This window comes from Mesobacillus subterraneus, from assembly GCF_020524355.2.
Lineage (GTDB): Bacteria > Bacillota > Bacilli > Bacillales > Cytobacillaceae > Mesobacillus > Mesobacillus subterraneus_C.
Window position 1 is genome coordinate 2,170,256 of sequence record NZ_CP129019.1, and the last position, 20,336, is coordinate 2,190,591.

The 20,336-nt window shown below is 40.0% G+C and carries 20 protein-coding genes, 4 pseudogenes and 1 other annotated feature; of the genes and pseudogenes, 7 read left to right on the plus strand and 17 right to left on the minus strand.

The genetic code is table 11. From position 1 onward, the window contains the following. Positions 1–7: 7 nt before the first annotated feature. The 6 genes and pseudogenes from LC048_RS11160 to LC048_RS11185 all read right to left on the minus strand — a co-directional run bounded on the left by LC048_RS11160 (position 8) and on the right by LC048_RS11185 (position 5,455). The gene (locus tag LC048_RS11160; RefSeq protein WP_226601150.1) at positions 8–640 is read right to left on the minus strand and encodes a YesL family protein; all 633 of its coding nucleotides are present in this window, start codon (positions 638–640) and stop codon (positions 8–10) included. A 32-nt stretch (positions 641–672) separates the two neighbouring features. Further along, on the minus strand, positions 673–1,509 hold the full coding sequence (locus tag LC048_RS11165) for a carbohydrate ABC transporter permease (protein WP_226601151.1): 837 nt from the start codon (positions 1,507–1,509) through the stop codon (positions 673–675). 13 nt (positions 1,510–1,522) lie between these two features. Further along, the gene (locus tag LC048_RS11170) at positions 1,523–2,461 is read right to left on the minus strand and encodes a carbohydrate ABC transporter permease (RefSeq protein ID WP_226601152.1); all 939 of its coding nucleotides are present in this window, start codon (positions 2,459–2,461) and stop codon (positions 1,523–1,525) included. A 65-nt stretch (positions 2,462–2,526) separates the two neighbouring features. Beyond that, on the minus strand, positions 2,527–3,807 hold the full coding sequence (locus LC048_RS11175) for an ABC transporter substrate-binding protein (RefSeq protein ID WP_226601153.1): 1,281 nt from the start codon (positions 3,805–3,807) through the stop codon (positions 2,527–2,529). An 828-nt stretch (positions 3,808–4,635) separates the two neighbouring features. Continuing rightward, positions 4,636–4,788 (minus strand): annotated as a pseudogene (locus LC048_RS11180) (hypothetical protein); the annotation flags it as partial. Positions 4,789–5,182: 394 nt separating this feature from the next. Beyond that, positions 5,183–5,455 (minus strand): hypothetical protein, encoded by a 273-nt coding sequence (locus tag LC048_RS11185; RefSeq protein ID WP_226601154.1) that lies wholly within the window; start codon positions 5,453–5,455, stop codon positions 5,183–5,185. Positions 5,456–5,594: 139 nt separating this feature from the next. Here LC048_RS11185 and LC048_RS11190 point away from each other — a divergent pair, with 139 nt between their 5' ends. Then, positions 5,595–5,945 (plus strand): DUF2200 domain-containing protein, encoded by a 351-nt coding sequence (locus tag LC048_RS11190; RefSeq protein WP_226601155.1) that lies wholly within the window; start codon positions 5,595–5,597, stop codon positions 5,943–5,945. A 127-nt stretch (positions 5,946–6,072) separates the two neighbouring features. Here LC048_RS11190 and LC048_RS11195 read toward each other — a convergent pair whose 3' ends face one another. From LC048_RS11195 to LC048_RS11230, 8 genes and pseudogenes are all read right to left on the minus strand, one after another. Then, on the minus strand, positions 6,073–6,756 hold the full coding sequence (locus LC048_RS11195) for an HAD family hydrolase (RefSeq protein WP_226601156.1): 684 nt from the start codon (positions 6,754–6,756) through the stop codon (positions 6,073–6,075). A gap of 122 nt (positions 6,757–6,878) precedes the next feature. Continuing rightward, positions 6,879–7,136 carry a hypothetical protein gene (locus LC048_RS11200; protein ID WP_226601157.1) on the minus strand — a complete coding sequence of 86 codons (258 nt, stop codon included), beginning with the start codon at positions 7,134–7,136 and terminating at the stop codon, positions 6,879–6,881. Positions 7,137–7,441: 305 nt separating this feature from the next. Further along, complete coding sequence (locus LC048_RS11205) at positions 7,442–7,792, minus strand: cell division protein FtsK (protein WP_226601158.1); 351 nt, start codon at positions 7,790–7,792, stop codon at positions 7,442–7,444. A 16-nt stretch (positions 7,793–7,808) separates the two neighbouring features. Then, positions 7,809–8,030: pseudogene (locus LC048_RS11210) on the minus strand (aminoglycoside 6-adenylyltransferase); the annotation flags it as partial. Between the two features lie 152 nt (positions 8,031–8,182). Further along, positions 8,183–8,608 (minus strand): hypothetical protein, encoded by a 426-nt coding sequence (locus LC048_RS11215; protein WP_306050274.1) that lies wholly within the window; start codon positions 8,606–8,608, stop codon positions 8,183–8,185. Between the two features lie 21 nt (positions 8,609–8,629). Beyond that, complete coding sequence (locus LC048_RS11220; RefSeq protein ID WP_226601160.1) at positions 8,630–9,238, minus strand: group-specific protein; 609 nt, start codon at positions 9,236–9,238, stop codon at positions 8,630–8,632. A gap of 38 nt (positions 9,239–9,276) precedes the next feature. After that, a complete protein-coding gene (locus LC048_RS11225; protein ID WP_226601161.1) occupies positions 9,277–9,714 on the minus strand; it encodes a hypothetical protein in 438 nt (145 codons plus the stop codon). A 2-nt stretch (positions 9,715–9,716) separates the two neighbouring features. Continuing rightward, positions 9,717–10,163: a DUF4275 family protein gene (locus tag LC048_RS11230; RefSeq protein ID WP_226601162.1), complete on the minus strand. Its 447-nt coding sequence runs from the start codon at positions 10,161–10,163 to the stop codon at positions 9,717–9,719. Between the two features lie 225 nt (positions 10,164–10,388). Between LC048_RS11230 and LC048_RS11235 the strand changes: the two are divergent. The 4 genes and pseudogenes from LC048_RS11235 to LC048_RS11250 all read left to right on the plus strand — a co-directional run bounded on the left by LC048_RS11235 (position 10,389) and on the right by LC048_RS11250 (position 15,020). Next, a pseudogene (locus tag LC048_RS11235) lies at positions 10,389–12,510 on the plus strand (MMPL family transporter). 48 nt (positions 12,511–12,558) lie between these two features. Beyond that, a pseudogene (locus LC048_RS11240) lies at positions 12,559–13,231 on the plus strand (response regulator transcription factor). Next, positions 13,228–14,622, plus strand: coding sequence for a sensor histidine kinase (locus LC048_RS11245; RefSeq protein ID WP_306050277.1), 1,395 nt, complete (start codon positions 13,228–13,230; stop codon positions 14,620–14,622). The pseudogene LC048_RS11240 and the gene LC048_RS11245 overlap by 4 nt, the downstream one beginning before the upstream one ends. Before the next feature lie 2 nt (positions 14,623–14,624). After that, positions 14,625–15,020, plus strand: coding sequence for a hypothetical protein (locus LC048_RS11250; RefSeq protein ID WP_226601166.1), 396 nt, complete (start codon positions 14,625–14,627; stop codon positions 15,018–15,020). 71 nt (positions 15,021–15,091) lie between these two features. Here LC048_RS11250 and LC048_RS11255 read toward each other — a convergent pair whose 3' ends face one another. Beyond that, positions 15,092–15,874, minus strand: coding sequence for a GNAT family N-acetyltransferase (locus LC048_RS11255; RefSeq protein ID WP_226601167.1), 783 nt, complete (start codon positions 15,872–15,874; stop codon positions 15,092–15,094). A gap of 263 nt (positions 15,875–16,137) precedes the next feature. Between LC048_RS11255 and LC048_RS11260 the strand changes: the two genes are divergently transcribed. Together LC048_RS11260 and LC048_RS11265 are read left to right on the plus strand one after the other, a co-directional pair. Beyond that, positions 16,138–16,716 (plus strand): RNA polymerase sigma factor, encoded by a 579-nt coding sequence (locus tag LC048_RS11260; RefSeq protein ID WP_226601168.1) that lies wholly within the window; start codon positions 16,138–16,140, stop codon positions 16,714–16,716. Then, positions 16,706–17,815, plus strand: coding sequence for a DUF4179 domain-containing protein (locus tag LC048_RS11265; RefSeq protein WP_306050280.1), 1,110 nt, complete (start codon positions 16,706–16,708; stop codon positions 17,813–17,815). Before LC048_RS11260 ends, LC048_RS11265 begins: the two co-directional genes overlap by 11 nt. A gap of 101 nt (positions 17,816–17,916) precedes the next feature. Here LC048_RS11265 and proS read toward each other — a convergent pair whose 3' ends face one another. Continuing rightward, on the minus strand, positions 17,917–19,353 hold the full coding sequence (proS, locus tag LC048_RS11270) for a proline--tRNA ligase (protein ID WP_226601170.1): 1,437 nt from the start codon (positions 19,351–19,353) through the stop codon (positions 17,917–17,919). A gap of 55 nt (positions 19,354–19,408) precedes the next feature. Further along, positions 19,409–19,623, minus strand: a binding site (T-box leader). Positions 19,624–19,956: 333 nt separating this feature from the next. After that, positions 19,957–20,145, minus strand: coding sequence for a hypothetical protein (locus tag LC048_RS11275; protein ID WP_226601171.1), 189 nt, complete (start codon positions 20,143–20,145; stop codon positions 19,957–19,959). Positions 20,146–20,336: the final 191 nt, after the last annotated feature.

The window sequence follows — 20,336 nt, forward strand, 5'->3', positions numbered from 1 at the left end:
TTACCTCCTATGTGATGTCTGTGTTCAATTTATGTTGACTATTTTGTCCTTCTTCCGATTTCAATGTAAGCTTATGGAATAAGCCATACATTATGAAAGCAAGCAGGCTTCCACTGAATAAAAGAAAGAATGGCAAATAGTAGATGACAATAAGAAAGAGGAAAATCATCCCAAGAAATAGCACTGTATAATTCAAATGCCCTAAAGAGAACAGCAAAGAATTTTTCACTGTATGAACAAGGCTTAAATCATAATGCACAATCAGAAAGAATAAATAGATTGTCACAAAGACAAAAAGCAAAACAAAGAAAACCAAAAAGATCAGAACGAAACTTTTTCCAACAAACTCATTTTGGAGCACGATCGCTAAATCAATCGAAATGATGGCAAAAAAGATTGTCCACAGGAAACCTGCGCCGATACTCTTTTTAAAATTCAATTTGAATTCCTGGACAAACACCCTATATATTCCGACGTCCAAGCCTATTCGAATCCATTTCCTCACCGTCCCAAACAGGGCTGCTGTTGCCGGAAAAATCGTCACAACAGGCAGGCAGAACAGCAGCCACAAAAGGTTTAAGAGAACAAAGGACGTAAATATAGTGATGATTTGATTGAACATATTCATTGTTTTATTCATTCTGGCACCACTCTCTGAAACTAGACTTTACTTTACTTGACAGCACCTTCAGTCAAGCTGGAAATAAACAAACGGTTAAATAAAAGGAAAATAATTACGAGCGGCACTGTCGCCCAGAATGTTCCGGATAGGATCATTCCGTTATCCCGTACATAGTTGTCAATTAGACCACGCAGTGCTACCTGGATGGTTTGTGATTCTTCATCACGTAAGACAACGAGCGGCCATAAGAAATCATTCCATACATACATGAATTTAATGATCGCCAATGTCGCGAACGCTGGAATGATGATTGGGACGGTTATATTCCAGTACACACGGAAAATGGAACAACCATCGATCTTCGCTGCCTCAATTAATTCATCTGGAACATTGCTGCTGATATATTGCCTCATCCAGAAAATACCAAATGCATCGATTAATCCTGGAACAATGATCGCCTTAAAATCACTCAGCCAGTTTAATTTTGAAATAATGATATATTGTGGAATCAATCCAAGCTGCGGCGGAATGACCATCGTCACAAGGATCATAACAAACAAAGCATTCTTACCCCTGAAGTTAAGCTTCGCAAACGCAAAACCCGCCAATGAGCTGAGAATGAGCACCCCAATTGTCGTAATGGAAGCGACAATGAAGGTATTCCATATTGCTCCAAAGAAATCAATTGTATTTAATACCTTTGTGAAGTTTGCAACCAGCTCTTTGCCTGGTAAGATAGCTGGCGGGATCCGGTTGATCACTTCATTCGTATTCGTTGCCATTACAAACATCCAGTAGAACGGAAAAATCGACAGAAGGGTAGCAATGACAAGAATCATATACAAAAACGCCTTAGAAATGAATTGACTTGAAGATTGTGATTTCATGCTAATGCCTCCTTTATTTTCCGATCCGATTTGCAATGAAAACATTTATAGATGATAGGACGATGATGATCAGGAACAGAATAATGGCTGTTGCCGAAGCTGTACCAAATGCCATATTATTAAACGCTTCACGATATAAATAAAGCACCACTGTCAAACCTTCTTCACGGTATGTCCTGCCCACCATAATGAGCGGCTCAGTAAATAATTGTAAAGCACCGATAGTGGAGGTGAATACTGTCAGAATGATGATAGGTTTTAGCATAGGAATGGTGATGTATTGGATTTTCTGTCTAGTTGTCGCTCCATCAATCGTTGCTGCTTCATACAATTCACCAGGGATTGCCTGCAAACCTGCCAGGTAAATGATTGTGTTGTAACCAACCCATCTCCAAAATACCATCGTAGAAATAGCTATTTTCAATCCCCAGTCGCTTGTGCTCCAGTTGATCGGGTCAACTCCGAACCATCCAATAATAATATTGAATAATCCAAATGGCTGATCATTAAACATAATGCCAAATACAATCGCTACAGCAACTGTAGAAGTAACATATGGCATAAAGACTGAGACGCGGAAGATACTCTTGAATTTGATGATCGTCGCATTCAGTGCATAGGCCAAAATAATTCCAATTAATAGCTGTGGGAGAGTACCTAAAATCCACATGATTATCGTGTTAGAAAGCGATTTCCAGAATAATGGATCTGATAAAATCAGGCTGAAGTTTTTAAAGCCGACATACTCCATTTCTCCAAAGCCATTCCACCTATGGAAGCCCAGGTAAAAGCTGAAAAGAATCGGAAACAAACCAAAGATGGCAAATAATATGAAGAACGGTGAAATATATAAATATCCTGCCAAAGCTTCTTTCTTCTTTTCACTGAAGGAACGTTTGGTGCTGAAAGGTTTCTTATTCAAAGGTGCTTTTTCAGAATTCACATCAGGCATGTTCTTTCTCCTTCCTAAGATTGAGAGCGGTCTATGAATTCACCCATAGACCGCTCCCTTTCATGTTATTGTCTGCCTATTTGCTTTTCAATACGCTCTACCGCTTTTGTCCATTCCTTCTCTGGATCCGCTTTCTTCGTCGCTACGTTTGTCAAAGCAGTCAAAATTTCAGTGTTTACAATTGCATAGTTCTTGCCCATATAAACTGGTTTAACGCTCTTAGCAGCTTCAGCAAAAATCTTCGCTGTTGGCTGGCCGCTGAAGTACTCATCCGTTGTTGCCAAGAAATCTTCATTTTCATAAACATCTGGTGTTGACGGGAATAAGCCCATGTCGTTGAATGACTTCAATTGGCTCTCTGGTGATGTTAACCAAGCGATGAATTCCACAGCTTCTTCAGGGTGCTTCGATTCTTTAGGAACAGTAAGGAAAGAACCTCCCCAGTTTCCAGCGCCTTCAGGAATGTTTGTCAAAGACCACTTGCCGCCAGCTTCAGGTGCATTGCCTTTAACAACTCCCATCATCCAAGCTGGAGCACCAGGCATCATTGCATACGATCCCTCGGCCATGGCACTGCCCCATTCTGGAGTCCATAATGAGTTCTTGCCTACTAATCCCTCTTGGATCATTTTCGCAGTATAGTCATAAGCATCTTTTACAGATTCTTCGATGATTAGTTCGTCTTTTTCGTTGAAGTAGTGCTCTGATTGTTGGTCACGCAAAGCATTGAAAACCAGCTCAGGGCTGTCGGACATCGGCTTGCCTGTCTTTTCCTTCACTGTCTTCGCCATGTCATAGAAATCTTCCCATGTATTCAGTTTTGCTGAAAGGTCTTCTGATTCAGTAGGAAGGCCTGCTGAATCCAGAACATCTTTACGATAGAACAGCGCCGTAGGACCAATATCAGTTGGGAATCCCATCTGGAATGAGCCGTCAACATTTTGTCCCTGCTGCCATTTCCAATCAAGGAAGTTCTTTTCATAATCACCAGCACCGTATTCATTTAAGTTATAGAAACGTTCGCTTGCTTCCTTGAATTTTTCCATTTGGCTGACTTCAATCATGGCAATATCTGGTGCACCGCTGCCCGCTGAGATGGAAGTGAATAGATTGTTGTGCATATCATTCATTTCGCCTTCATTCAGCTTGATTTTTACATTTGGATGATCATTTTGATACTCGTCGATCAGCTTCTGGTACCCCGTGCTTCCAAATACCCAAAAATCCAGCGTTACTTTCTCATCACTGCCGCTTTTGCTTGATGACGCTTTCTCATCGCTGTCGCTGCAGCCGACAAGGGAAAGTGCTAAAGCCCCTGCCGTTAACAAGGATACAAATTTTTTCATGTAAATTGCCCCCAAACTTTAAATTTTTTCTTGCAGATTGGTCTTCCATAGAATGAAACGATTATACACGGACTCACTTTAGGAAACCGGTTTCTAAATCCCCTAAAAAAAATGGGAAGGTTTCAAATGAAGGATGATCTAGTAACCTATCACCCTACTAGATTCACATTTAATCACTTTCACCCAATGGAAAACGCTTTCTTAATTAGAATACTACACTCCCTTTTTTAAAAAATCAACCCACTTTTTAAGTAGTAATAATTTAGACACAATTTTAAAAACTTCGAACTTAATTAGTTTAAAGTGAGTTTTATACAAAAAATGGCAGTTTTTGTTCGAATTTATCGAAACCGGTTTCTATATAAAAATACCTTGTACTTTCTTTACCTCCCCCGTCAAGTAACTTATATAAATGTTGAAATTGGTGTTGGGGAATCGGGGGCTGCTACATAGAAGAGGTGTTTAAAATATTAATATATAAATCTTCGATGGTGACACATATATGAGCGAATTCTCAAATAAGCGTCATCCATAAGACAGATGGAGACACAAAAATAAGCGAATTCTCAAATAAGCGTCATCCATAAGATCGATGGAGACACAAAAATGGAGCGAATCCCAAAAAAAGCGCCATCCATAGGGCTGTGAAAATCCTAAAGCAGATTTTAACGTAATAGAACGCAATTTAGTATTAAGTTGGCTAGCTCTTTTCTCCATACATGAAGACGTGAATCGACGTTTGACCATATTATCCTAGCTAAGCTATATTAGGCATGTTTTAACACCCTATATACGCTAGGAAAGAAGACCGGTTACCCCTCTAAAATGATCAATGGCATTCCCGCCCTTAAGAAGAACCTCGGCACCAATCTCTGATGCAAGAGGATGGGCCGTAGCAACCATTCCATCCTCGCCCACATCAACCTGACTGTACTGGTCGTAACTGTATTGCGGTTTTTTAGCCATTCCTGCTGCATGCATTGTGCTGGCCAGCACAAGAATACTAAGCAGTGCAAACAGCCCCGAACGTAAGATATTCTTCAAATGAATCACTCCTGTTCTATATAATTTCAATATTATGGTAGGGGAAAAAGAAGAGTAATAGCAAATATTTAACTGAATTTTATTAATTTTAAAACTATAATACTAGCTGTTTTGACAGAAGGGGTAAATTAGACACGGAAATGGAGAGTACATAAGAATGAAAGTAGATGAAAAATTTATCCCCATGAGGAATTAATCCATGAAGGACTAATCCATGAAGAACTAATCCATTAAGCATTAATCAGCAGTATTTCAGAACCCTTGCATACTCCCGACAAAAAAGAAGCAAAGGATCACCCTGCTTCCACTCATTAATCAATATAAAATCGTCCTACCTTCTTCTCCCTCTCCAAACCCCGAACTGAAAAATAATCACTGTATAAGTAATGAAAATCGAAAAGGCAATGATATTTTGCTGATGATTAGACCAGATATGCAGAATGGTTTTTTGAAGGTTCCCTGAAAGATACAGATAATAAATATAGACCAATAAGAAGGTAAGAAAGAGTAAGAAGGCGAAGCGAAGCATACGGAAGAAAGAACTTACTTCGAGAAAGGCTCTGGGATTTTTACTTCCCTTATTGGAAAGCACGGTCTTAGCCATTGAACACACCCCCTGCTACATATCCATTAATATTCTTGCTCTACAGGGCGATTTCCTTTGATTTGATAATAAAAACACATTTGAACACAACAATTGTTCGTACTATACTGAAGAAAATGATTAAAAGGGAGTTTGTATCTTGAGCAAACATAAGATCTATACGATGAGTTTTGCAAATGTCTATCCGCATTACGTGAATAAAGCAGAAAGAAAAGGACGTAGTAAAACCGAAGTCGATGAAATCATCACCTGGTTGACAGGGTATAGCCAGGAAGAGTTAGAAGCGATACTGGAAAATCAGACAGACTTTGAGACCTTCTTTTCAGAAGCTCCTCACATGAATCCTTCGAGGGTCTTGATCAAAGGTGTAGTATGTGGAGTACGAGTAGAAGACATCGAAGAACCAACCATGAGAGAAATTCGTTACCTCGACAAGCTGATCGATGAGTTGGCAAAGGTAAAAAAGATGGAAAAGATTTTAAGAAAATAAAAATCAACACCGACCATCTAGTGGTTGGTGTTTTGATATGTAAACAATCTAGCTAAATGCCTATTATATATCGGAGTTTTATTTACACGTAGCTTACTTGTTTATTTGTATGTGTGCACTCATTAGTTCAACAAGACTCGATAATTTGTTTGTTTAAGTTTTCGATGATTATTGCTATTTCCATTAAATCATCTACTATAAAATCCGCTTCGACATTGTTCCATTGAAAATCCTTTTTCCAAATTCCTTTCATTCCTACATTTTGTGCAGCTTTTACATCATTTTCTGGATGGTCACCCACAAATAAACTTTGATGAGGTGAAACATTAAGTTTCTTCAAAGCTCGTTTAAATATTTGAGGATCAGGTTTTTTTATACCTTCCCAATCAGATACCAAGATCACATCAAAATAATCTTCAATTCCCAAAGCCCTTATATTATCCATTTGAAATTGTCCATATCCATTTGTAATCATCCCTAAAAGGATATTTTTTCTTTTTAATTCTTCCAACATTTCAGTCAGATTTGTAAATGGAACGCAGTTATTTTTAAACTCACTTATGTAATCCTGAAGTAAATCTTCCCAAGATATATTAACAATGTTAAATTCAACGACTAACTGTTGGTAAACTTTATCTTTCCAAACATACCCACGCTTATCCAATTCGATAAATCTTTTCATATACTTCTCTTTTGGAATATGACCAACCTGTTTATTTAATCTTTCGTATTGACTATCAATAAATCTTTTTACCGATTGATCTCTATTTAACAAAGTTCCATCTAAATCGAATAGTGCAGCCTTGATCATTTTCTGAACTCACTCTCCCCCAACTTAATACCATCTACTAAGGTTTTTATATACTCATATAAATAATAAATCAACTAATATTGCAGAAGAGAGCACCACACCGGTTAGTACACATCTTTTAGTTACGCTTCACCCATGCCACTGAGCGTAAGAATATATCCTATTGAAAAAAGTGCAATTAGATTAAGTATGGTTATTACCCATTTACCAATCCCCTTTTTACCTTTCATCCCCAAAACGGCTCCGAATAATGGAAATAAGAACATTGAGATTATTGCTATTTTACCTAATGAACCGAAAGATACGCCATTAATCATCAAGGAAAATAAAATAAAGAATATTCCTAAACAGATAGTTGAAAGAACATTGTAATTCTTCAATTTAACCCTTCCTTATATTGAAATTACTTAAATAACCGTTTTATAGGGAAACTTAAACCAAGTGTGAAAAATAACTTGTGCTACTTCCTCTTAATCAATGAACCTGCTATTGCGGCAAAAATATCCCCAATTACAGTCAATAATGCAGCCATTATAATTCCCCCATTCAAGTCAGTCATTACCTATTTTTACGATGTTATCACTTAATAGTTTCAGCTTTCTTAAGGTAAACCGCATCATATGGATCAATATTAGCTCGAAATAACATGAATCCTCCTGGACTTATTGTTAGACAGGCATGTTGTTTACACTATTAGCTCATGGATTACGCCACCTAAATTCATAAATAATCCGATTAATGCCAAACAAAAACCCATTATAAATGTCCACGGATTATCTTCTTTTTCTTTATCAAAGGTTCCATAAGTTAAGAAGCAAAAGATGATTGTTATGATTGGTAAAGCAACATAAATGGGTCCGAAGGCAAAAGATACCCCACCTATAAACATGGCTATGATGCCAAATGGGTTTTGTCCCTTAATAGAATTAATATATTCCCTATCTGATTCTGTAATCTCCCCATTATCTGCGTAAAATAATTTCTCTTTCAGTTTTGTAAATCCAAAGAAATCACTTACTCTTTTAAATAATTTCATTTATCCTCCTACACCCTTGAAGCATCAGTAAATCGCCAAAAATGTTAATCCAACCCTTGAATTCTATAAAAGAGGCTATTTCCGTCACTACATATACATTATCGTAATCTTGAAAAATATCTTTTGGAACATTAGGGTTCGTTCTGGAACCGTTCATATATACTGCCCGGATTCTTTCATCCTCTTCTGCAATTCTTAATATCAAGTCATACATTGCTTTTTCACTTCTGAAGAGTATTCATCCCCTGTAAAATAAAGTTTCCACTCCTGCTTTTTCATAAAACAAGTCAAAGCCAACTGCCTTGACCGAACCCATGCTCAACAAGAACTTACTCCATAAACTCTATTAACTCCCCTGGAACTTGTTCGAAAATGTAAACTTCAGGGTTATTAAAAGGTTTGTGCTCCAAATACTGTGACAGAGGAATCATACTTTTCCAGTATTCTTTCATTAAGTCCTCCTTTGATGGAAGGGCCTACAACAAAGTGCCCTTTTCCTCCATCATATAAATCCTCAAGATGAGCGAATAAGTCACTGGATATGTCGAGATTAAAAACTAGGATCTTATCACTGAATACAGGAAAACGAAAGTAAGGTTTTTCGTACGGTTCCAAATCTGCACCGAACGCAATTTTGAAATCAAGCCAAGAAGGTGCATGTACTGGCCTGAATCGTTCTGTTAAATCCGGAAAAAAATTAGCCCCTCTTGAGTACCATCTTGTTGCTGTGCTGCGATTCAATCCTTCTTTTAAAACCCTTTGTGGGGCTATACTTAAGTCATCATCATTTTCAATCACGATATGATATAAAAACAAATGCTTCCCTCCATTTTATATTCAGATATCCTGACAACTTTTTAATAGTTTTGATAATAACTCAGGATGTTTATTACGGATAAAAACTTCTTCAATAGCTACCACTTCATACCAAGCCCGCTCACTTCTCCCAGCTAATACGGGTTTGTCATAGACTAAATGGATTCTTAATCGTTTATCGAATTTTACCGATGCAGCTAATTCTTTATAGACCTTCTCCATTTTGTCATGATCAAACACAGCCTCTATGGCTATTTTTCCATGAAACCCGTTCCACCAGGCCAAAAAGAACTTCACACTTTCTGAGTAGCCGAATGAACCTGTTTCATTGTTCTGAAACAACTTTTGATATATTTCTTTATCTACCTGAAGTACTCCATTGTGGTCATACATATGATCTTGGGAATTCTTTTTGACAGATGCATCCCAGACTTCAGCAAAAGTCTCTTCAAATTCTTCCCCAAGAAGCCCCCATTTTGAACGATCTACATATGGAAACGAAGGTCTTTCGCTCTCTTTATATTTGCTGTTTAAGTATATGTTTTGAATAGTCATTAAATAATTTAGTGAGTATGGTGCATTCACTTCCATTTCGAACCCAGTATGGTATTCTTCTTGACTATCTGGCATAGTAAATCCTCCCTCTTCCTTTAATCCCTTCTCCCTGGCTAAACTCTCATATCACCGATCCTTTTTAAGATCCCCAGACATTTCCCTCTTACAATACCAAACCATTCACTCTTGATTGCTTCATCAAGGCACCAGAAGATAAAAGCCGAAACGACAGCGGTAAAAAAGATGAAGCCATTATTTCTAATACTCCCGATCCAATTCCCGTTTTCAGCATCAAAAATCAAAGTCGGTACGGCAACGAACAGCGCTCCAAGAAAAATATGATGGAAAGCTGCAGCTGCGAATCTTTTTCCGCCATATGTTTTCCGGGTGAAGAAATCAGATAGTATGGAAGACGGAATTCCATAGATTAGTATGATCGGCAGGATGTACATCCCGAAAAATAACCCTACACCCGATTGATTCAGGACCGAGAACAGGAGGACCATAATGAGAGTTGCACCGAATGCAGAGATTAGTTTTCTTATGAGCACCTCTATTCCCCCTTCCTGCAAAAAAACGGTCCAATCCATCCTTGTTCATGAGTGACGACAAATGTCCATCTAAAGTCACGGTCAACAATATATAAATCCGCATACTCGCCATCAGTCATCAAAAGATCTTTCGCCGTCAAGTCTGATGCATCCTTTACCTTCCACACCTCATCTGAATGCTGAAAAAAAATCAGGCAAGTATCTTTGTATTGGTTGTCGAATGCCAATTCCGCCTGTTCTTCCTTTTCGCATTTTCTTTTTTCATAGCTGAAAAGATGCCACAGAAACCCGCTGGCTCCGCCTTTATCATGAAGAAATATCTGTCTTTTTTCCTTAGGACTTAACTGTGACGCAAACGCCGACTCCCACTTTTGTCTTAAATCATTGCCGAAGTCTTCTGTCTTGCTGACTTGTATTCTTTTGCTTTTTAGTTTGCCAAAGAAATCCATTCGCTGCCTCCTGTATTAACATACCTTACTAACCATTCTCTATATGATTAACCATTCTATATATGCTTGTTAAATTCCTCTTGCGAAATGTAACTGAAAGTTGAGGTTGTGTTTATTTTCATAGTTTATGATGTTCATTGTTCAGTGCTTGTTCCGGATAATAGTTCAGGACAACTGTGCTGATGTTCAATTAAATTTTAGTAACGAACATAGGAGGACATATTGATGAAGAAGATGCTATATTCAATCACAGACTGGGTTTCAACGAAACGCGGGATGTGGATTACTATCATTGCCTGGCTGGTGTTGATGCTGGGCTTAAGCGCAGGACCGCAACTGGGCGATTACAAAATCAACAACTTTCAATCGCTGCCGGATGAGGCAAAGTCTGTGATCGCGCAGAAAAAAACGGAGGAGTTTTTCCCGAATGAACAGGGTACACCTGGTATTCTTGTTTTCCATAACGAGAAAGGCGACATTAATCTGGACGAAGTGAATCAAATTCTTGATGGAATCATTTCAGAGAATATCGAAGGAATCAGGAACATCGTTGATACTCGTTCCCTTCCGCCACAGGCGTTAGGTGGGTTTATCTCCGAAGATCAATCGACTATGATTGTCCCGATGGAGCTGGAACAAGGGTTGGGCAATGACGAATATGCTGAAATCAATGATAAGGCAACGGAAATCGGGACCGGAATTGCTGAAAAACTTGATAGTACAGCTTTTTACATCACTGGTCCTGCCGGGATTTCCGGTGATACCATCAAGCTTTTTGAGCGAGCAGATTTTGTACTGTTATTAGCAACAGTTGGTATCATCCTTATCCTGCTGATTGTGATTTATCGTTCGCCACTGCTTGCGATCATTCCATTATTGGCGACCGCCATTGTATATCAGGTTGTGAACCAGAGCGTTGCCCTATTGGGAGCAGGCGGACTTGAAGTCAATAACCAGACAACCTCGATCATGAGTATCCTTCTTTTCGCGGCCGTTATTGATTATTCATTATTTGTATTCTCACGTTTCCGCGAAGAACTGAACCATTATGAAAATAAATTTGATGCAATGAAGCATGCAATGCGTGCGACTGGTGAACCTGTCTTTTTTTGCCGGAGGAACGGTTTTGGCAGCGATGCTTGTGCTGCTGTTTGCAGATTTCCGCGATTATCAGAACTTTGCTCCAATTTTCGGAACAGCGATGTTCTTCATCATGCTCGCTTCGGTGTCATTGGTTCCTGCATTATTCACTTTATTCGGACGGAAGGCTTTCTGGCCTAAGGTGCCTAAGTATGGTGTTGAAACAGAGGTCAAGCATGGAGTCTGGGGACCAATTGCCAGATTCGTTGTTAACAAGCCTGGGCTTTCCGGCGGTCTGGTCGCGATATTCCTTATTGTTACTGCCCTGAACGTTTTCAATCTGGAATATGAATTCGACATGGTGAAAAGCTTTCCAGAAGATTTGCCTTCTCGGGTTGGCTATGAAATAGTGGAACAGAAATATGATAAAGGCGAGCTAGCTCCTGCTACTCTTTTGATAGCAGCTGATAACACATTAACAGAAGCAGATGCTGTCGGGATAACCGAGAAGCTGAAGGATGATGAGGAAATTGCTTCTGTCCGCCTATCGGCAATCACTGAAAACAATGAAGCTGCCAAGTTCAGCATCGCCCTCGCGATGAATCCGTACTCAGTTGAGGCGATGGACTATATGGAGGATTTACAGAAGAAAACACCAGAAATTCTTGACGAGTTAGGCTTGGAGGCTGAGGCTTACTATAGCGGTGTCACTCCAAAACTGGTCGATGAGCGCGAATACAATAATGGTGACATCATTAAAATCGTTTTACTTGAAACAGCTCTAATTCTTGGATTGCTCGTCGTCTTGACTCGCCGTTGGAAAATGCCGATTTATATGATGGGAACGATCCTGCTTTCATACGTTTCTGCATTAGGTCTCGGCGTATTCCTAATCGACGTGCTGTTTGGGTATGATGCCATCAGCACCCGAGTGCCAGTTTACGCATTCATTTTCCTTGTCGCACTCGGAATCGATTATAATATAATTTTAGCGTCTCGATTTATCGAGGAAAGCAAGAAACATAATGTGAAAGAAGCACTTGAAAGCGCGATCCGCAATACAGGCGGTGTGATTTCCTCAGCAGGGATCATCCTTGCAGCAACATTTGCAGCCCTGACAACAATGCCAATCGCTGATCTATTCATATTCGGTTTCATGGTAGCGATCGGAATCATGATTGACACCTTCCTTGTCCGAGGGATGCTGCTGCCAGCATTGATTCTTTTCTTTGAAAAAGACAAGCAAAACAAACCGGAGATTCAATAAGGAATGGAGAGGGCCTCCTCTCCCATTCTCTATGTAGGAGGCTGAAGTATGAGAATTTTGGTTGTTGATGATGATGTTAATATTCAAAGACTCGTAACCATCCATTTAACCCAGGAAGGCTATCAGGTTTTCAAGGCAAACGATGCCGAGGAGGCTTTAACATTACTTGAAAACCAGAATGTGGACCTTGCGATTGTCGATGTGATGATGCCCGGCATGAATGGCTTTGAGCTGACAAAAATCCTTACCGATGACTGGGAGATTCCCGTCATCCTTCTTACGGCAAAAGGCCAGTTAATCGATAAAGAAAAAGGATTCCTTTCAGGCAGCGAAGATTATATTGTTAAACCGTTTGAAGTGAAGGAGCTTTTATTCAGAGTGGCCGTTGTCCTCCGCAGGATGAAGCGGGTCATCGATTCACTGATCCTGGCCGGGAATATGAAAATTGACCGCAACAGCTTTGAAGTGGAAATCAATCAGGAAACGATTCTTTTTCCACTGAAGGAGTTCGAGCTGCTGAGCATCCTCGCCTCACGGATGAATAAAACCACTCCCCCGCGCGTCTTTGATTGAACAGGCCTGGGGAGCGGATTATGAGGGCAGTGAGCAAACGCTGAACACCCATATCAACCGAATCCGGGATCGCTTGAAAAAGCACCAAGCTTCAGTGGAAATCCAGACGATCCGGGGAATTGGTTACAGACTTGAGGAACTAAAATGAAAACTTTGTACCGGAAATTCATCATCGCAACTCTTCTCATCCTGGGAATCAGCATCGTGATTGCCTTCATTTTGACCAATTGGGTCTACATGACCTCGACCAGAGAAAGGATTGACTCACAGAACGTAAAGGTTGCCGAAGAGGTCGCCTCAAGTCTTGAGCAGATGCACTCGACAACTCATATAAGTTTCACTGGCTATCTGGACTCAATCAGCAAACTGGGCTATCAGCTTTATGTGCTAAGTGAATCAGGCGAGGAGTTCTTCTATGGCGAGCCTTTTTCAAAAAAGAACCTGCCAGATGAAGCAATAAAGGTCGTCGAAGAGAAGAGAATCTACCATGGAATGGACAATTCAAACTCTCCATGGATGATGATGAGCCATTTTTCTAATCATTTGGATAATACCGTTGGCGTTCCATTTACGATTGGAGACGAGGACTATGGCTTGTACCTGAGACCAAATAATAAATTGTTATTTTCAGACGTCCATGTCATTTTCGCGTGGTTTTTCGTCGCGGTTTCAATCGTCAGTATCAGTGGTGTCATCTGGTTTGCCAAACACCTGATCCAGCCAATTACCAAGCTGACAGAAGCCACAAGGGAAATCAGCAGGGAAAACTTTAACTACCCTTTGAATATCAATCGAAGAGATGAAATCGGCCAGCTTGCCGAAAGCTTCAGTCGAATGCAGGTTCAATTGCAGCACAATGATGAAGCTCGAAAATCCTTCATCAATAATGTATCCCATGACTTTCAATCACCATTGATGAATATCCAGGGATATGCAGAGCTTTTAAAAACACAGGCGCTCGATGATGAGCACCTTGAGTATGTCGATATAATTGACCAGGAATCAAAGCGGCTATCCAATTTGACGAAACAGCTGCTGCTGCTTACCTCGCTCGACCAGAAATCGTATCCAATGAAGCTTGGCGTCACAAGAATTGACACACAAATCAAGGATACGGTCAGAGGGCATCAGTGGCGGCTTGAGGAAAAGGAGATTGAGATTTCCTATCATCTCCCCCCTGCCCCCATTCTCGCTGATCCAGAACTATTGATGACGGTATGGGACAACCTGCTTACGAATGCGATTAAATATAACCAGAACGGCGGCAGTATTTTTATCCAGATTATCGAAAACGACGATACTGCCACGATCACCTTCAAGGATACCGGAATCGGCATGGACAAGGAACAAGCTTCGAAAATCTTTGAACGCTTTTACCGCGTCGACTCGGCGCGTAAGAAAGATGGAACAGGATTGGGCCTATCGATTGTTAAACATATTATTGAATTACACAACGGAAAAATTAGAGTGGAGAGCGAGATTCAAAAAGGTACCACTTTTACGATAAAGCTCCCTAAAGAAAAACAGACGGAGGAATAAAAATGGAACAAATATGGAGTATTCGGCTTATACGATTTGCAGCAATATTTGGACTGATCGGGACATTCATGGGCTCACATATGGCGGGTGCCGGCGACTATGCCATGCGCCCGATCCACGCCCACATCCTGTTGGTTGGATGGCTATCTGTGTTCGCCTGGGGAATCTTTTACAAAAACTATCAAATCAAATCTAAAAAACTAGTAGCCATTCATTCTATTACAGGAATGATCGGCTCACTGGGACTCACAATTGGAATGTGGTTGTACAACATCAATCCTTTCAACTTTGATGATACATTGGTCATGGTCTTGTTCATCGTCGGTGGCTCCCTTCTGCTCGTCGCGTTTATTCTATTTGTGGTTGTTACTTTTTTTATCGAAAAGACTGTGAACTAGGATGTAAGTTAGTGATATAAAGAGAAATGACCTACTAATATGAGAGTAGGTCATTTCTTTTTGCTTGGAAATTAACCATTTTGAATTTCGGTAATACTTTTTCCGCCTAAAAAGGCATGTCCTGTCGTAAGTGTTACGACAGTTTCAAAACCATAGCGATTATATACCTTTTCAACCCTTTCATTAATAGGAAATACCCATAAGTTTTCAAATCCTTGTTTTTGGACTTCTTGCTGAATATGTTGAATGATATATCCTATTAATCCTTTTCCCCGATATTCTTCTAAAGTCGCTACACTTTCCATACGTGCTTGTCTGCCATGCGCAAAAATACAGGCAGTGGAACAGGCGACACCATTGTACCTCAACAAAAAGTGTTGATATGCGGGATGATCGAACTCTTCCTTTAAAGCTTTTTCCCGGACTTCACGCCCGCCAATTTCTTTGATGCTGCATTCGATTTCTAACGTTTCTTGATAGTTTGCTTCCGTAACTTCTTCAATCGAAATTGATTCATTCCTTTCCAGGTTAATCACTTTCTGATCCCATAATTGTACAGGAGTTGCAAATTCCTCATATCCAAACCCTCTTGTTTTTAATTCGCGCAGTAAAGCAGGCTGTTCAGCGGGATTGTATATGTAAAACCTTGGAATAATATTCTTTGCCTGATAAAAGGCACTGACTTCATCCACCACTTTTTCTGGATGATTGACTGGTTTGCGCACATGGGCATGATTCGCATCATAATATACAGGCTGATTCTCATTTAAAAATAGATAACCCCAATCCCTGTCGTGACGAGCAGTAAAGGTACCAAGATTGGCAAACTCCAACTCTAGTATTCTTTCTAACATGTATTTCATTCCCCTCATTCAATCGCTTTGATAAATTCCCTCTATTGATTTTAGCATAAATATCCAATTTCAGGAGTTGTTCCATTATATAATAGTAAAAGACAGACAGCACAAACTACTTCTCTGTAAAATCTGTTTCTAGAACAGTGTATGTCCGTTGGTCGGCATAGAAGTTAAATTGATCCACCTTTTTTATCAAAAATGAAACCAACGTACCCATTACGAACGACATACTAGTGAAAATAAATTATGGAGGTTGCCCAGTGAGTGAGGAAAAGAAACTAATCAATCAAATTCCGGCAGGTAATGGAGAAGCGTTCAGCCAGCTGGTTGAAAGTCTGCTTTCTTCTGCCTATCGAACGGCTTATCTTATACTTGGTTCACGGGATCTGGCAGAGGATGCTGTCCAGATTGCCCTTGAGGACTGCTATCTCAGCATTATGCGAGATCTGGAGATCCGCCACTTCAAAGCGTGGTTTTACCGGCTTGTCTATACCCGTTCGATCGATGTTTACCGAAAGCAAAAGCGAAATCAGTATTCTGATATTGAGGAAAATCCAGAAGCGATCTCCAAGATGCAATCCGGATCAGCTCAGGAAATGGCTGTTGAAAGTGAAACAAGACAGGAACTGCTACAGCTGATCACCCGTTTAAAGGATGAACAGCGTATTCCTTTACTGCTGTTTTACTTTGAAGATTTATCCGTGAAAGAGATCAGCGTCATTCTCAATGAAAACAGCAATACTGTAAAAACAAGGTTGTCACGAGGCAGGAAAAAGCTAGGAGAACTGATGAAAAAGCATAGCCACTTTCAGATGGAGGGGAACACTTATGGGATATGATAAGGATAAAATGCAGATCCCTGATTCGCTGCAAAAGTTTACAAAAGAGTTGCCGGGCCGATTCGCAGCTGGTGAATTTGTTGATGATCGGAGTGATCGAGTTGGCTATGAGCTTGAAGGGTTCAATAAATCTTTAAAAAAGCAGTGGACATTCTGGAAAAAAGCAGGTGTAACGACTGCCGCCATCGCTGCCAGCTTCATGCTATTTGTTGGTTCAGGGTTCGTTTCCCCTACGATGGCGAAAGTAGTATCAAAGATTCCTCCGTTAAGCTCAATCTTTAATAGCCCCGAACAAGACTTGTCAGAAAGACTGACTCAGGCTCTGAAAAAAGAAGGATATCCTGTGAAGCAAGTGAACGAGTTTGTCGGCGGCAAAAATGAAGGCATCATCATTACATTGGATGCCCCAGAAAAACAGTATCAGCAGATAGAAAATGATGTTATAAAAATCGGACATGACATGGTTAAGAGCAAGGAATTCAAAGGAACGAGAATTGAGGATTATTACGTAAAAGTAAGACCACATCGCGAACCTTCTGAAGAATGGAAACAGGAACAAGCTGAAATCGAAAAGGAAACTGCTGAAGTGTTCCAAATCGTCCAGGCTGCCCTTGAACCATTTGATTACCAGAACTCTGTCGGTTATATGGAAGGTAAAGTGGAACTTGAAATCCCAAGTATCGAAAAGCAGGAAAAAGTGGATCAAATCAAAAAGGCTGTAGAGGATGCCCTCGCTGCCAACGGCAGAGAGCATGTAGAGGTCAAACTCAGGAAGTTCGATTTGGCCAAACGCGAGCATTACGCACGCTGGAGTGACGCAGTTTCAGGAATTGGCCATGAATTCATGACCTATAAAAAATACAAAGTTTCTGGTGTGGGCTATAAAAGTAAAGACGGCTTTATGACCATTTTCATCACCATGAAATTGAAAAGCACCGACAAAGAAGCCGTCGCTCACGCCACTGACCTTCACACAATGGCCGTGGAATTCATCAAATCAGACGAAATATGGCCAAAAGTAAAGCAAGACCCATATAAGATTGTCATAATGACAAAAGATAAAAAGGAATTTAATACAGAAGAAAAACAGTTTAATTAAAGAAAGCAAAGGGATCATTCCCTTTGCTTTTTTGAGTCTTTTCAAGAAGTATGAAGCACAAGATACGTCACAGGTACGCCCCAGTGCTTCGCTATGCTCCTTTAATAAGCACGTGCAAACCAGACGGTATGTTTCGATTCGCTCCCACATTGAATGCATGTCTGTTTTTCTGTTGGTGGGTTAAATGGGATGTTTCGAGTTGTGAATTTTGTTTTTTCTTTTACGCTTTCTTCACAAGCATCGTCTCCGCACCAGCCTGCCAATACCCATCCTGGGATATTTTCACTTACCTTGGACTCAGCAATATGCTGTTCGAGCTGTTCCAGGGTATCAATATGAGTATGAGAATTCTCTTCACGGAATGCTTTTGCTTTTTCGAACAGACGAATCTGCATCGTTTCTAGTTCATTTTTAACTTTTTCGACCATGGATTCCAATGGCACAGAAATCTTCTCATCCATATCCCGAGCCTTCATCAAGCCCTGATTTTGATCTAAATCACGTGGTCCTAATTCAATACGGACAGGAACACCTTTTAACTCCCACTCATTGAATTTATATCCTGGTGATTGATCGGAATCATCAAGACGAACGCGAATACCTTCTGCTTTTAAAGCGGCGAAGATCTCATCCAGTTTCTCAATGATTGCCGGGTTCTTTTTCCAAGGGCCAACCGGGATTAGGACGACTTGTGTCGGTGCGATTCTCGGCGGCAGGACTAGACCCTGCTCGTCACCATGGACCATGATAACAGAGCCAATCAAACGAGTGGACGTACCCCATGATGTTGTATGTACAAATGTGTGTTTGTTTTCTTTATTCAAGTATTTAATATCGAATGCTTCCGCAAATTTCGTACCCAAGTAGTGGGATGTTCCTGCTTGCACGGCTTTTCCATCCCTCATCATTGCTTCGATCGAATAGGTGTCAACGGCACCTGCAAATCTTTCAGAAGGCGTTTTTTGCCCATCATAAACGGGAATCGCAAGCAACCCTTCGACCACTTCTTTATAAATATTCAACATTTGCATCGTTTCCTTGCGTGCATCTTCCTCGTCAACATGTGCTGTGTGACCTTCTTGCCATAAAAACTCAGAGGTGCGGATGAATGGGAGAGTTTTCTTTTCCCAGCGGAATACATTAGCCCATTGATTAATCAAAACAGGAAGGTCCCGATAACTTTTAATCCAATTTGAATACAAATGCCCAATCATCGTTTCCGAAGTTGGCCTCAACGCAAGACGTTCTTCTAATTGTTCTCCTGCAGCTTCAGTAACCCACGGAAGTTCCGGCGAGAAGCCTTCAATATGATCCTTTTCCTTCTGGAAGAAGCTTTCCGGAATCAACATTGGGAAATAAGCATTGCGGTGGCCTGTTTCCTTGAACCGCTTGTCCATTTCAGCCTGGATATGTTCCCAGATTTCATAACCATCCGGCTTAAAAGCAATACATCCGCGAACCGGAGTGTAATCAAATAATTCCGCTTTTTGAATCGTATCAATATACCATTTTGTAAAATCATTGCTTTGTTGTGCCATGTTCTTTTCCTCCTGAAAATTCAAGTATATAAATAAAAAAGCATAAAGAGTCCTATATAAGGACGTCTTTATGCTAATAGACGTGGTACCACCTTAGTTCAACATTCATTTAGAATGCCCTCTAAAAGTTTGTATCGGAACGACCCGGTTAGTTTTTTCGCTAACATCTCCGTGGCAGGGTTCAATAAGGAGGGGTGATATAGCTTTCAGCCAAGGCTATATTCTCTGCATTCACAATCCTTATTTACTTGATCACATCATTGATTACATATATATAAATAAATATATCAAGTTTCTAACAGGAATTCAAATTGAAGCAAAAAAATGCACCTTTTGTTACGAAAACAACTGAGAGCAGTAATTCCCCAACTGGTCGTTGGAACCTATTCTACTGCAATTAACCGAGTGAAAATAACATTAGTTAATGAACGCAACCGGTTCGGTTTTAAAGAACAAAAAAAGGATTCACGGCGCTTTTCGCACGGTAATTCCCAGTTAAATCAGCCGAAGCTTTAGCAGTAAAATTAGCTCAAAAAAACTCGAGCCAATATACTCCGATCCTGTTTTATAGGAGCACTTTGTTAAAGATTAGTACCCTTTAGTTCATTTATTTTTGTTATTAAAGAAATTTTTAAGATTTGGAGTTGGACTAAATGAAACTCCCAAAATCAATCCCCCATAGAGAGGTATATTCAATAATTTATTAGTTGAATAACCTAATAAATAAGGCATTCCTACTACAATTGACACTATTCCAATTATGAATAAGAATAACGCTATTTTCTTGTACATAAAATTTCACTCCCCGTTTTATCATTTAAATCCAATTTTCTTATTGCACATAACTGCTTCTATATTTTAATAAACAAAAAGTGCTACCGCCGCAGCACTAAAAGAGTGGACCTTCCCGTACCTGAATGAGGGAATCAGTGACAAATTGAAAAATAAGCGGAGAAATTCCCCCCTAATTTAAAAAAAACTCT

Coding starts and splice junctions, on each gene's coding strand:
- LC048_RS11160 (WP_226601150.1), bottom strand. CDS start 640: ATGAATAAAACAATGAATATGTTCAATCAAATCATCACTATATTTACG.
- LC048_RS11165 (WP_226601151.1), bottom strand. CDS start 1,509: ATGAAATCACAATCTTCAAGTCAATTCATTTCTAAGGCGTTTTTGTAT.
- LC048_RS11170 (WP_226601152.1), bottom strand. CDS start 2,461: ATGCCTGATGTGAATTCTGAAAAAGCACCTTTGAATAAGAAACCTTTC.
- LC048_RS11175 (WP_226601153.1), bottom strand. CDS start 3,807: ATGAAAAAATTTGTATCCTTGTTAACGGCAGGGGCTTTAGCACTTTCC.
- LC048_RS11185 (WP_226601154.1), bottom strand. CDS start 5,455: ATGGCTAAGACCGTGCTTTCCAATAAGGGAAGTAAAAATCCCAGAGCC.
- LC048_RS11195 (WP_226601156.1), bottom strand. CDS start 6,756: ATGATCAAGGCTGCACTATTCGATTTAGATGGAACTTTGTTAAATAGA.
- LC048_RS11205 (WP_226601158.1), bottom strand. CDS start 7,792: ATGAAATTATTTAAAAGAGTAAGTGATTTCTTTGGATTTACAAAACTG.
- LC048_RS11220 (WP_226601160.1), bottom strand. CDS start 9,238: ATGCCAGATAGTCAAGAAGAATACCATACTGGGTTCGAAATGGAAGTG.
- LC048_RS11230 (WP_226601162.1), bottom strand. CDS start 10,163: ATGGATTTCTTTGGCAAACTAAAAAGCAAAAGAATACAAGTCAGCAAG.
- LC048_RS11245 (WP_306050277.1), top strand. CDS start 13,228: ATGAAAACTTTGTACCGGAAATTCATCATCGCAACTCTTCTCATCCTG.
- LC048_RS11250 (WP_226601166.1), top strand. CDS start 14,625: ATGGAACAAATATGGAGTATTCGGCTTATACGATTTGCAGCAATATTT.
- LC048_RS11255 (WP_226601167.1), bottom strand. CDS start 15,874: ATGTTAGAAAGAATACTAGAGTTGGAGTTTGCCAATCTTGGTACCTTT.
- LC048_RS11265 (WP_306050280.1), top strand. CDS start 16,706: ATGGGATATGATAAGGATAAAATGCAGATCCCTGATTCGCTGCAAAAG.
- proS (WP_226601170.1), bottom strand. CDS start 19,353: ATGGCACAACAAAGCAATGATTTTACAAAATGGTATATTGATACGATT.
- LC048_RS11275 (WP_226601171.1), bottom strand. CDS start 20,145: ATGTACAAGAAAATAGCGTTATTCTTATTCATAATTGGAATAGTGTCA.